At 59.8% G+C, this 12,196-nt stretch carries 11 protein-coding genes, 1 pseudogene and 1 other annotated feature; of the genes and pseudogenes, 6 read left to right on the top strand and 6 right to left on the bottom strand.

Annotation, left to right across the window (positions count from 1 at the left end; genetic code table 11):
* Positions 1-176: 176 nt before the first annotated feature.
* Positions 177-1,286: a Fic family protein gene (locus OPU66_RS07650; RefSeq protein ID WP_498553016.1), complete on the top strand. Its 1,110-nt coding sequence runs from the start codon at positions 177-179 to the stop codon at positions 1,284-1,286.
* Positions 1,287-1,422: 136 nt separating this feature from the next.
* On the opposite strand, the gene OPU66_RS07645 is transcribed toward OPU66_RS07650, so the two are convergent.
* Positions 1,423-2,160: an RES family NAD+ phosphorylase gene (locus OPU66_RS07645; protein ID WP_498553015.1), complete on the bottom strand. Its 738-nt coding sequence runs from the start codon at positions 2,158-2,160 to the stop codon at positions 1,423-1,425.
* Complete coding sequence (locus OPU66_RS07640; RefSeq protein WP_498553014.1) at positions 2,132-2,506, bottom strand: antitoxin Xre-like helix-turn-helix domain-containing protein; 375 nt, start codon at positions 2,504-2,506, stop codon at positions 2,132-2,134. Before OPU66_RS07640 ends, OPU66_RS07645 begins: the two co-directional genes overlap by 29 nt.
* Positions 2,507-2,632: 126 nt before the next feature.
* Between OPU66_RS07640 and OPU66_RS07635 the strand changes: the two are divergent.
* Positions 2,633-2,875, top strand: a pseudogene (locus OPU66_RS07635) (transposase); the annotation flags it as partial.
* A 457-nt stretch (positions 2,876-3,332) separates the two neighbouring features.
* On the opposite strand, the gene OPU66_RS07630 reads toward OPU66_RS07635, so the two are convergent.
* The gene (locus OPU66_RS07630; protein WP_498553012.1) at positions 3,333-4,232 is read right to left on the bottom strand and encodes a hypothetical protein; all 900 of its coding nucleotides are present in this window, start codon (positions 4,230-4,232) and stop codon (positions 3,333-3,335) included.
* Positions 4,233-6,054: 1,822 nt separating this feature from the next.
* On the opposite strand from OPU66_RS07630, the gene OPU66_RS07625 reads away from it, so the two are divergent.
* From OPU66_RS07625 to OPU66_RS07615, 3 genes are all read left to right on the top strand, one after another.
* Positions 6,055-6,519 (top strand): hypothetical protein, encoded by a 465-nt coding sequence (locus OPU66_RS07625; protein ID WP_498553011.1) that lies wholly within the window; start codon positions 6,055-6,057, stop codon positions 6,517-6,519.
* A gap of 105 nt (positions 6,520-6,624) precedes the next feature.
* On the top strand, positions 6,625-7,374 hold the full coding sequence (locus OPU66_RS07620; RefSeq protein WP_498553010.1) for a hypothetical protein: 750 nt from the start codon (positions 6,625-6,627) through the stop codon (positions 7,372-7,374).
* Positions 7,371-8,366 (top strand): hypothetical protein, encoded by a 996-nt coding sequence (locus OPU66_RS07615; protein WP_498553009.1) that lies wholly within the window; start codon positions 7,371-7,373, stop codon positions 8,364-8,366. The genes OPU66_RS07620 and OPU66_RS07615 overlap by 4 nt, the downstream gene beginning before the upstream one ends.
* A 227-nt stretch (positions 8,367-8,593) precedes the next feature.
* Here OPU66_RS07615 and OPU66_RS07610 read toward each other — a convergent pair whose 3' ends face one another.
* Together OPU66_RS07610 and OPU66_RS07605 are read right to left on the bottom strand one after the other, a co-directional pair.
* The gene (locus OPU66_RS07610) at positions 8,594-8,749 is read right to left on the bottom strand and encodes a hypothetical protein (protein WP_498553008.1); all 156 of its coding nucleotides are present in this window, start codon (positions 8,747-8,749) and stop codon (positions 8,594-8,596) included.
* A 55-nt stretch (positions 8,750-8,804) separates the two neighbouring features.
* The gene (locus tag OPU66_RS07605) at positions 8,805-9,686 is read right to left on the bottom strand and encodes a 2OG-Fe(II) oxygenase (RefSeq protein WP_498553007.1); all 882 of its coding nucleotides are present in this window, start codon (positions 9,684-9,686) and stop codon (positions 8,805-8,807) included.
* 243 nt (positions 9,687-9,929) lie between these two features.
* Between OPU66_RS07605 and OPU66_RS07600 the strand changes: the two genes are divergently transcribed.
* On the top strand, positions 9,930-10,826 hold the full coding sequence (locus OPU66_RS07600; protein ID WP_498553006.1) for an HNH endonuclease: 897 nt from the start codon (positions 9,930-9,932) through the stop codon (positions 10,824-10,826).
* A 55-nt stretch (positions 10,827-10,881) separates the two neighbouring features.
* Here the strand turns inward: OPU66_RS07600 and OPU66_RS07595 are convergent.
* Positions 10,882-12,110, bottom strand: a protein-coding gene (locus tag OPU66_RS07595; RefSeq protein ID WP_498553005.1) for an IS3 family transposase whose coding sequence is annotated in 2 segments (ribosomal slippage) — positions 10,882-11,822 and positions 11,822-12,110 — 1,230 coding nt in all. Because the reading frame shifts where the segments join, the coding sequence is not laid out codon by codon here.
* Positions 11,713-11,829: a sequence feature (AL1L pseudoknot), on the bottom strand. Its footprint overlaps the gene before it by 117 nt.
* Positions 12,111-12,196 lie beyond the last annotated feature (86 nt).

The raw sequence follows: 12,196 nt of genomic DNA, 5'->3' as shown, positions 1-12,196 counted from the left end.
TCTCACAACTCGCAAGCCTGTCGAGATCTCTGTCCGCCATAACGGCGGTACGCTGCTGATTGCAGGGCCGAGGGTCCAGCGCCGTGCCTAGAAAAGTTCGCCGCATCCGATGCGGTGAACATTCTTGCGTTTTGCGGTGAATAAGAGCCATAATCGCCGTAGGGGATGCGGTGATTATGGCCTATATCCATGAACGAGCCGATTGGCCAAATCTGCGTTGGAGCGACGAGCGGCTTGCCCAGCCGCTTGCCGCCGTGCGCCACCGCCAAGGACGATTGATCGGGCGCATGGAAGCCCTTGGCTTTCCGCTGCGCAAAGAAGCAGTGCTGCAAACGCTTACCGAAGATGTCATCAAGTCGAGCGAGATCGAAGGCGAGCTTCTGGACCGCGATCAGGTTCGATCGTCTATTGCCCGACGTCTTGGTATGGATATTGGCGGTCTCGTTCCATCGGATCGCAACGTCGATGGCGTTGTTGAAATGATGATAGACGCCACGCAGAACTATGCCTCGCCGTTAACCGCGGAGCGGCTGTATGGCTGGCACGCAGCCCTGTTTCCAACAGGGCGCAGCGGCATGAGCAAGATCACGGTTGGCGCTTGGCGCACCGGTAACGATGGCCCGATGCAGGTTGTATCAGGGCCAATTGGTCGTGAGCGGGTCCACTACGAAGCGCCAGAAGCCGACCGGCTTGACGCCGAAATGAGCCGGTTTCTAACGTGGTTTGAAACTGCTCAGCCCGACCCCGTGCTGAAAGCCGGTGTCGCGCACCTATGGTTTGTAACCATACACCCGTTTGATGATGGCAATGGCCGCATTGCCCGCGCCATCGCAGACCTCGCGCTTGCGCGCGCGGAAGGCACCGCGCAGCGCTTCTACAGCATGTCCGCGCAGATCAGGGCTGAGCGCAACGCCTATTACGAGATGCTGGAATCCACACAAAAAAGTGACGTTGAAATCACGCCCTGGCTGCTCTGGTTCATCGGCTGTCTTGACCGGGCTTTCAGCGGTGCCGAAACCATCCTCGCCAGCGTCGTGCGCAAAGCAAGATTCTGGGAGTCAGTCGCCGGCCAGCGCTTGAATGACCGCCAGCGCAAAATCCTCAACCGCTTGCTCGATGGCTTCGACGGAAAACTGACCAACGCCAAATGGGCAAACATCGCCAAAACGTCGCCGGACACAGCGCTACGCGACATTACCGATCTCGTTCAACGGGGCATTTTAGTCAAAGAATTGGGGGGCGGACGCAGCACCAGTTACGCCTTAGCGATCGCTACCACCACATGAAGGCGACCTTCCGTCCGTCGGCCACGTGATAATCGGAATATCTCCTTTAGGGGCAATCACGGCATCCATTTCCGCCAAAAACTGCTGATCCGCGTGGAGACACACGCGAGATCGCCGCTTAGCGCCGCCAGTTCGACTACCGGTGCGTCGGCGTCATGCTCGAACGCAACCCGGTCGCAGAAAAGTCATACCGCTCGGTCGACGGAAATGCCCCCAGCACCGACAGCCGTCCACCCTGATGCCTGAAATGCCAGGTCCGGTGGATGACCGGCGCAGCCTCCGCAAAAGCGGCGGGGTCAAACACAACGACATTGCATCGCCCTTCCCCTGCCCGCGCCGACAAGGTGCGGATCAGGGCTGTCTCCACCTTCCGCGCCTCGCTGGCCAAGGCCTGACAAGCGGCATAATCATCCGCCATCCAATCCTCCTCACGCTCCGCGAAAGGCGCCTGTGTCAGGTCCAGAGCCCGATCCGTCGCCACGCGCACATGGAAGCTTGTGTATTCCACCGTGGTGGTCGGCGGCACGAAGCCCGGCGAGCGGCTGAAGAAGCGCAGCGACCAATAGGCCGTCTCCGCGATGGCAGTGGCCTCCGCCTCGGCGGCATAGAAGATACCCGGTCGTTCATTGGCACGGCGGAAACGACTGGCGCTGCGGTGGCCATAGCGGAACGGCGTGGCGAGCAGGAAATGGAGGTGCCGCGCGCCCTCCGGCACCTGCGGCTTCACCTCTTCGGCCAGCTCCTCCAGCAGGGCTTGCGTCGCGCCGTCGCTGGCAAGGCGATTGGTGGAGATGCGGTGCTGCCCCTCGACCAGCCGCCAGACCTTGCCGCGATAGGCCCGGTGCTCAGACGCGAGCGCGGTAGAAGTCCACATAATCACAAAGTTCGATCAGGCCGCGCATCGTGTCGAGCTTCTCGATCGGCTTGCCGCCAAGATCGAGATTGAGCGTTTCCAGCCAGCGCTTGGCGGCGGCATCGTCGCTGCCCAACAAAGCATCCAGGCTGCGGAACAGACGCAGCAGAAGTTGCCCCGCCTCGAAGGATTTGGACGCCGGGTCGAGCGCAGTGGCGCCGCGCTTCAACCGCGACACCGTCGGCGCCGAAAGGCCAAGGATCACGCCCAGCTTGGCGTTGCTCAGCGACCAGAACTCGGCGATGCGCACGATGGCAGCGCTCAGCGCGGTGGCGCGATCCGGCTGCGGGTTGGCGCGTGCGGACATGACACTATCCTTTCATTTGATGCGAATATCATGATTTCGCTCATTTGAATAGGCTAGACGGCACCGAGGGTCGGACCCCTTGATGTGAGGTTCGCGATCTGATTCGGGCTCCGTGCGGAGATCCGGATGAGCGAGCTGTTTTGGCTGACTGAAGAGCAGAAGGAGCGCTTGCGGCCGTACTTCCTCAACAGCCACGGCAAGCCTCGGGTTGATGATCGACGGGTGCTGGGCAGCATCGTGTTCGTCATTTGGAAAGGCCTGCGGTGGCGGGATGCCCCGAGGGAGTATGCGCACAAGACGCTCTACAGTCGGTGGAAGCGGTGGGGCGGGCGAAGCGTGTTCGTCCGCATGATAGAAGGACTGGCGGCGTGTCTCCACACGCTACGACCACTGCCCTACCGCCTTCCTATCCGCCGTCGCCCTCGCAGCCACCGTGATCTGCTGGCTATGATCAACGAGACCTGATGGGGTGGACGCCCCCACGACGGCATCGATGTGCCAATGTGGGTGTCCAATGCGGTCGTAACGTGCGGCTCGTCCATCCCCGCACTTCAACCACCGCCCCCAGGCCAAGCAAGGTGACGTCAGAACACCGCCTACGCTAAAACACGCAAAGCGGGCAGCCCAGGCTATCAAAAACTGCTTTCAGCGAAACACACTCCGCCGACAAGCGGCTCCATCCAATCTCACCGAAAATGCCCTGCCAGATCACATCCTAGTAGGGCATTTTTCAGGAGCGAAGGAGCAAAACGGCCCCCGGGATTTTATAAAAATCGATCCTCAAACGGCCTGGCTTATGCCGTCCAAAACGCGCTTAGCGCCCATGTCATCCAACACGCTTCGACGGCTTCAAGCCGTTCAGAACGTCGCTCGCATCGTTAAGAACCTCGGGCCTTGCGCTAACCGAAAACCAAGGCTTCGAACGGGCCTTACGCCCCATCTTTTCAGCCTCTTCTCGGTCGTCTCGCAGACGCTGCAGACAATCCAAAATTGCAGACCGAAGCTGATCCTCAGCAAAGGGATAGCCACAGAAAAAATCAAGCTCCTGAAGGATGAAATCCGTGGTCTCAGCCCTGCCTATCGACAGCGCTGCACGAACCTTCTCACGGTCAGGATCGATGCTCACTTTCACGCGCTCAGAAACATGAGATTCCGGTACGGTGGCCGAGATTGCACGAGCAATCGTGAACAGCGGACCAACAGCGATGCGAGCCGACATAAGGCGAGCGACCTCGTTGCCTAAAACAGCCATAAAGGCCGCGCGTTCGGCGTTCATAAACAGCTGCAGCTTCTGCTGCTCCTGCTCGATCTCACGATCCATCTCCGCCCGTTTGGCAATGAGCCTTGCAACAAGGTCGCGCTGGCGCTTCGACCGGTTTGTAGCGGTTTCGATAAACTCGGTCTTTCTCACTTTCCGTGACGAAGGATTAGCCGACCGGATAGCCCAAGGGTTCTTGATTTGAGGGGTCTCTCCCCCTCTCAACCAACGCATCCACAAAGCAGGATCGATACCTTTGGGAGCTATGCTCGACAGCAAAAAATCGAAAAATTCAGGAGCATCCTCGCTCCGCAGAAAATCTGAAAAAACCCCAGACGAATAAGCGTCAAACTCGCAATTTTCCATGATTTTTTGAACAGCCAAAAGAGCGACTTTGAAAACTTCAGAGTTAACGTCTGTCGCATGATCTGACGTCATACCCTCAACCCCTTTGGAATTACCTTCCATCGCCAAAATCTCCTCTCCAAGTCTTTATATACGTACGAATGCGAGCTCACGCATGAAACTAGGAGAATATCGAGAGCCTTACCATCCTGATGAACTGGCTTTCCGAGGACAAAACCCGATTCAGCGACATTCACTTGATCACATAACTCGAAATCTTTGAATGTCGCTAAATTCGACTTTTTCGCAGAAAGGTTCACTCAGTGAGTGCCGATAAGTCAAGGATTGACGACGCACACCGAACCCGGCGCAATACCGCAAATCTGTTCAAGCCATATTTATGTGGGATTTTTGAGCGCGAACCGCCCCAAAACCCCATTGCGCGTTCCGAGGGCCGGAGCGACATAATCGCCAAGAGCGATATTTTTCGACACTCGCCGAGCCCATGGATCGAGCTGACCTCATGCACCTTACGGCGCGCTTGGTAGAGAAGTTTTGCATCGCAGTGGGTCTACCAGCCTTGGTCGACAGCCCGGCAATCGGACCATCGTCCGCACTCTGCTTCAGATTGCAGCTTGGGAGACTCTTCGCTGACCGTAGCTGTGCGTAGCCGCGTTTAGGTGCTGGCTTCCCTAATGCTCCTGGCCCCAATCCAATAGCGTCCAGATCCTGCGTGCCCGGACCGGAGAGAGCGAGGATCCCTAATCGACAGATGCCGGTTTAGCGACACTCATTGAATAAGACCCCGATCGCGCAACGACTGTCGGAAAATACGGCTTTTTTGCAAAAGGACCCATGCTCCGAGTGTCGGTAAACTGACGATTGCCGACACTCGCATTATCCGGCGCAATACCGTAAATCTCCCGCACGGAGATTTTCAGGCGGTTTTTTGGGCGCGATCCGCCCCAAAACCCCATTGCGCTCTCCGAGGGGCCAGAGTGCGATAATCGCCCGGGCGGGATTCTCCGACACTCGCCGCATCTATGAATCCAGCTGGCCTCACGCACCTTACGGTGCTCCCGGCAGGGAGATTCTGCATCAAAGTGGATCGACCCGCCTTGGGCGACAGCGCGACGATAAATGTGGCAAGCCGACGCTGTCGGTGCGCAACTTCATCCAACAATCGCGGTGCGCCTCAAGTCGCTGAAAGCGTCACCGCGGTCGTTCACGGACGCTGAAGCAACATGCAGCAGCGCGCGCCACTGCAAGCATCCGATATCGGGCAAATCCCGGCGTGCAGCCAGGCTCAGTCCGACAAGCAAATGCCGATGTTCACGGGGCCTCGATTGATCATCAGGCTCTGGTGCCGACCGCCACTTTTCCGAGTTCGTTCGAGGTGCTCCAGAGCCGCACTTCAAGCGCAGAACAGCCGTGGCCGAACGACGATCAGCCGAGCTCAGAGCCCTTTCGACCGACGACAAAATCGGCCCCCGATTTCTGGCGCCAGATGCTCCAAAGCATGGCTGAAACAAACCAAGGCCTGCCTCGCGACTGCACAGCCTGAGCGCCACGGTCATGGCATATCGGGATCAAATCTGAGGCCACCAATGTCGCCCGTGGATGTGATGAACAAGACGGTCCCAATGACCGGGACCGGACGGTCGTTTGGCAAAATCTCTTCTCATCAGGTGCGTCCGATTGTGAACGCCCGCTCTTGCCTGGATCGGACCAAATGCGAAAGGGCGAGCCCGAAAAATGCGGGCTCAGGAAAACGGATCATCTTGGCAGTCTACGGGCTGCTGCAGCTTGATCAGATCCGCAATCTGGGCGACGTTATGGAGCCCCTGATCAAGGGACGAAGAGCCCGTCGGGCGACGGCTTCGCCACCCAGGCACACATGCTGTAATCTGGCGTACAGCCACGGCCTTCGGGGGAAGAAACAGCCATGAAGCGCACAGCGCAAGCAGGTGTCACCTACTTCGCGGGCATGTTCGCAATCGGCTTCGTACTCGGCACTCTGCGTGTGCTCCTGCTCGTCCCGGCGATCGGAGATTGGGGAGCCACCCTCACCGAACTACCCGTGATGCTGGCGGTCTCATGGGTGTATTGCGGTTGGCTTACCCTGTGGCTCGAAGTGCCGGCACGGCCCGGGTCGCGGCTTCAAATGGGCGCCATCGCGCTCATATTGCTCTGGATGGCGGAGACGCTGCTCGGCATCAGCCTGTTCGGCAGAACTCTGCTGCAGCAGATCCTCGCAATGGCAAGCGGTCCGGGGCTCGCCGGCCTTGCCGCGCAAATCATATTTGCAGCCTTCCCGATCGTGCAGTTGATCATCCGCGCCCGATCGGAAATGGCATCGCCACCAAAAGGCCAAGCGAACTCCGGCACCACAAAACGCGGCTCAGATTGAGTTGGGACAATGCCATTCGCATCGGTGGCGCAGGCCTCGCCGCTCACATGCAGGAGACCTTCCCAGAGCTGCTTAGCTTTCAAGCTTGAAACGACCGGTTCCGTCGTGAAGACTGGGCAGAAAGTCCCGGCCGAGGAATCGGATTCGACCGAGAGACTGCGGGGGAAGTTGATGAGCTTGTTAAACCGGATTTTTGCCGGTCAACGAATTGACGATTGGGCGGCGGAATACACCCTGATCGCAGCAAGAACGCTCAATCAGGTTGCAGCCGACCTCATTCTCTCGGCAGAAGATGAGATCGAGAAGGTCGGGCTGAAGGATGGGCTGTTCAACCAGGCCGCCTTTATCCAGGGGCGTATCGCACCCATGGTGCGAGCCGTGGCAGAACCCGTTGCCGTCAACATCCTTGCCGAGGCAAACGCAGCCCTTCTTGAACTGGTCGACGAGCAGGCCGTTTGGGCACGCGGGCCAGAGCATACGGAGGAACCAGACAGCGCCTTCGAAGGAGCGCAAGATGTCGCGGTGGTCGCAGTCCCCTTGGCCGCCGGCGTTGCGGCCGCTGCCGCCCTGCCCTTCGCAGCAGTGACGAGCACATCCCTCTTTTTCGGGTTAGTGACCACCACGGCCATCAGCTGGCCGATCGTGCTGGGCGGCGGTGCAGTAGTCGGGGTCGGTCTCGCCACAGGCGTGTTCAACACAGCCAAGATGCGAGATCGCACGCGGGCCCGTCTTCGAAAGCGCGTGCGGGCGTTCATTATTGCATCGCTGATCAATGGAAATGAGCGCTCTCCTGCAATCCGAGAGCAACTCGCGGCCGAGTTTGATCGAGCCGCCAAGCGGGCGAAATCTCTATGATCGGTGGTATTACAGGCAAGCTCCTTCGCGAAGTCCCGGGCCACCTTCTGGCTGGCGTCGCCTCGGGGGAATATCGTGTCGCGGGCTCAGTCATCCAGTCCGCCACATCGGGCAAGGTCGTCGGACATTTGCAGGAAACGGCAGCCCTGTCTTCTTTGCTGAGCTCAGGCCCTCTTGCCTTGCCTCAACTGGCGCTCGATGCCGTTAGCGTCGTCCAGAACGAGCAAATCAAAGCGGCGATCGAAATGGTGCAGGCGCTGCAGGTCGCCAACCTCGCGCTGAGCGGAATATCGATCGGGGTGTCGATTGCCGGCACCGCCTTGCTTGTCCACCGGATCGCGCGGGTCGAAAAGAAAGTCGATGCGCTTCTTCCCGAACTTGCAGCGATTGCGCGTGGCATAGAGGGGCTGCGGGCTGAGCGCATCGCGGAGGATTTCACGCGTCTGCGCACATTGGCCGATCAGGTTGAAGAAGCATGGCTTCCCTCCGCCACGCACAACGAATGGACAGCCATCGCGCGGGACGCCCACTTCCTGGCAGACAATTTCGAACGCCGTGCTCGCGACCTTGTTGAAGCCAATGCGCGCCTTTCCGGCGAAGCGTTCGTCGATGCCTACGCATTGGCCTCGGGATTACGCATCACAGCAAGGTTGGCAGCTGGCCAGGACGATATGGCACGCCAAGCCGCCTCGGCTCGCACTAACACGCTGATCGCGCTCGGTCAGCCCGTGCGGCTGAACAGATTGGCCATGGCCGCTGCAGCAGAGAATGAAACGGCGGCAACGCCGCAGTGGCAGGAACGAATGGAGCGACAAGCTGAAGACTACCGCCAGGTCGTCAAATCAGCCCGCGAGCGTGAAATTGCTGCCGCCGCTAGCGCAGAAACGCTGGAGGAACTCGCAAGGCAAGAGATCTCCGGGCGGGCATGGCTGGAGGCGTCGCGATCCGAAGGGAGCAGCCCTTTGCTGTTTCTACCCGTCGCGTCTTCCTGAAAGACACCGGATCCCCACATGGCGGCGGGACAATAGCACAAGTCCCATGAAGGCTGACTGCCTCGATTTAAGGGAGGGCCTCCCCCAACTGGTGACGATTGCCCCGTCACCAGGCAGGCTCGCCGTGCCAGACGACCAGGAGGAGAAGCGCCGCCATCTGGACGCGCATCTGTTGCACCGACCACCGAGCAACAACCGCGCTGGCCGACGACAGATAGGCGCTGGGGTCAAGATAATGCGCGTTCCAGACCGCTTGCCCTAGATCGCCGCGACGGCATCGTGTCCACATAGACGCCGCGCACCGGCCGGATCAGCTCACCAGCCTGAGCGCGCAGATGGGCGCGCTTGGCGTCGATCGTTTCTCCCACCCTGTGGGTCGTCACGGGATCGGAGGGCGCCGACGGCATCTGCATACTGATGCGCCAGAGCCCGCCGAAGCTAGCGCAGGCGATCCCGGATTGTCCGATACAGCTTGGCTGTCGCATTGGTCGCCGCAGCAGGGGCATATCTGCGGATCAAACCCTTGGCGACATGAACCGCGGATCGGTCCTGATCATGCTCAGTGACATGCTTCCAATCCACATAGTTCCGGTAGCCGGCATAGCTCTCATCGTGAACCCTGTCGGTCGTGTAATAATAAAGCGCGATCGAATTGCGCCGCACGCCCGGCGGGGTCGCAAGAGGCTGCGGGTGGCCGTGATAGCAGTTCGTGCCCGTGTAGAAGATCACAGCCGAGTTGAATGAGGGGGCAATACGCTGGACACACGCTTTGCAGTCGGAATCCCACAACTCCAAATGACCGCCCCATTCCTCACGCCACTCAGGCGTCACGTAATAGATCATGTTGATGACCTGCTCGAGCTTCGGGTTCGGGTGCCTCGAGGCATCGGCATGAATCATGAGACGGCCACCTCGGCCCGTGCTGTGCAGGCCGCCTCCAAAGAAATAAGGATCAGGGCTGAGGTTTTTGAACCCCGTCAAATCCTCCAGAAAACGAATGAAAATACCCGAGTTCAAGCCATGGATCGCGCTCCGTATAATCGGTGGGTAAAACTCCTCGAACGAGCAACTCACCTTCTCGATGTTCTTGTCCCCGCTATGCCTCACATCACCGGGGCCATTGAGATCCCACACCGGCTGTTCAATGGCTGGGAATGAAGCGCCGATAGCGCGGGCAACATCGTCCGGAAAGAAATCCGGAATCACCACAAAGGGGAAAGGCCGGGCCCGCGCGAATTCATCAGCATACTGGCTTACCCAGGCATTCAGGTGCGATCGGAGATGATGGGGTCCCTCATCTGTCAAAACTTGATCATGCATGCACAACCCCAAGCCCCAATGTTATGGACGTGCCCGATCGAACGAACAGGCTCGCCCACACTATGACCGCTGCTTGGATTCGAGCATCACCCGAACGGGCTATGATATGCTTCTGTCCTTTGCTTGATTGTTATCCCCTTTCCGGTCTGCGTCCATAACTCGACAACGAGAAGTGGCTTTGACAAGCGGCTGCGGGATCCGGCAATCGTGCGTAAAGCTAGCTCGGAAGGTGTTTCGGTCGGTATGACAAAGGGCGTCTTCGTTCACCGGACTGACTCGATCTATGACGACAGCCCAGCCGAACGCTACCAGTTCCCCCAGCAGTATCTGACACGCGTCACTGCGTGCATCGGGGATTGGATCATATACTATGAACCTCGCAAGGTCAGAGACACGCGCGGCTACTTTGCGGTTGCCAAGGTGGCTCAGGTGGTATCCGACCCAACCGCCCCGAATATGTATCTCGCCTTGATCGAGCCCGGGACATATCTCGACTTCCCCAACCCGGTCCCTTTCAACGGTCCACTTGGGGTGGTCGAACGCGGTGTGCTCAACCACCAGGGCCGGAACTCGGGCCGCGCCCAGTCGGCAGTGCGCGCCCTTTCGATCGAGGATTTCAACCGCATCGTCGACCTCGGACTTGCAGACGACCGTAGCTTTCTACCGAGGATCGGCGAGACCTCGGGAGCAAGCGATAGCGACGTGCTGGGATCTTTCCAGCTCGAGATCCAGCGCGACCGCGTGGCCAACCTCGGCTCCCGTCTCGTTCGTGATCGCCTATTCCGCCGCCGGGTCGTCGAGGCATATGATGCCCGCTGCGCAATGACCGGCTTGAAACTCATCAACGGCGGCGGTCGCGCAGAAGTCGAGGCCGCCCATATACGCCCGGTGGACCGCGGCGGGCCAGACATCGTCACCAACGGAATCGCCCTATCCGGGACCGTCCACTGGATGTTCGATCGTGGCTTGATCAGCCTCAACGACGACCTCGAAATCCTGGTAAGCAGACAAGCCAATGACCGCGACAGCATCCGCTCGCTGCTCAACAACACCGGCTTCGCCAACCACCCGCAGCGCGCGCAGGAACGGCCGCATCCAGCGTTCCTCGCTTGGCATCGCGAGCACTGCTTCAAGCACTAGGCCGTGTTGACAAAAGTGAACCGCGCCGGGTTTGCCGGAGGCTATTTGGTTTCAGTCACGCGGCGATAGCCGTTCCGTTGATCAGCGCATAGTAGCGTTCCTCTGCTTCTGCGGGCGGGATGTTGCCGATAGGCTGGAGCAGCCGGCGGTGATTGAACCAGTCGACCCATTCCAGCGTGGCGTATTCAACGGCTTCAAACGATCGCCATGGGCCGCGGCGATGGCTGACTTCGGCCTTGTAAAGGCCGTTGATCGTTTCGGCCAAAGCGTTGTCATAGCTGTCGCCGACGCTGCCGACCGATGGCTCGATCCCGGCTTCGGCAAGCCGTTCGGTGTAGCGGATCGAGACATACTGGCTGCCGCGATCGGAGTGATGGATGAGGCCGCCGCTGCGCGCCGGCCTGCGTGCGTGAAGCGCCTGCTCCAGCGCATCCAGCACGAAGCCGGCATGCGCGGTGCGTGATGCTCGCCAGCCCACGATGCGGCGTGCGAACGTATCGATGACGAAGGCCACATAGACGAACCCCGCCCAGGTCGGGACGTAAGTGAAGTCCGAGACCCAGAGCATGTCCGGTGCTGGTGCGTGGAACTGCCGGTTGACCCGATCCAGCGGGCACGGCGCCGAGCGATCCCTGACGGTCGTGCGCACTGGCTTGCCCCGGATCACGCCCGCCAGGCCCATTGCCCGCATCAGCCGGGCAACCGTGCAGCGAGCAACATCAAAGCCTTCGCGTCGAAGCTGATGCCAGACCTTGCGGACGCCATAGACGCGGAAGTTGGCATCGAACACGCGCCGCACCTCGATCCTGAGCGCGGCGTCCCGCCGCGCTCTGTCCGACAGCTTCGATGGATCATCGCGCCTGGCAACATGCGCGTGATAGGTTGATGGGGCGATCGGCAGCAGTCTGCAGATCGGCTCGACCCCATGAACGGCGCGATGTTCGTCGATCAACGCGATCATCGCTTCAACGGGCGGTCGAGCTGCGCCAGCGCAAAATATGCCGACGCCTTCCGGAGAATCTCGTTGGCCTGGCGCAGCTCCCGGTTCTCGCGTTCCAGTGCCTTCAGCTTGGCGGCAACCTCGGTCGGAACACCAGCCCGGCCGCCAGCATCAACCTCGGCCTTCTTGACCCACTCATGCAGCGTTTGCGCCGCACAGCCGATCTTGCCTGATATCGACACCACCGCCGCCCAACGGGACCCGTAATCCCGCTCGTGATCCAGCACCATCCGCACCGCGCGCTCGCGCACCTCCGGCGCATACTTGTTCGTCGTCTTGCTCATAAGGGCTCCACCTTCTCAGGAGTTGGAGCCTCCGGCAAACCCGGCGCGGTTCACTCCTCGGGCGGTTGATCGGAAAACCGCCATTC

It is taken from the genome of Sphingomonas sp. URJC2 (genome assembly GCF_059803575.1).
This window is presented reverse-complemented; position numbering and strand designations above follow the sequence as displayed.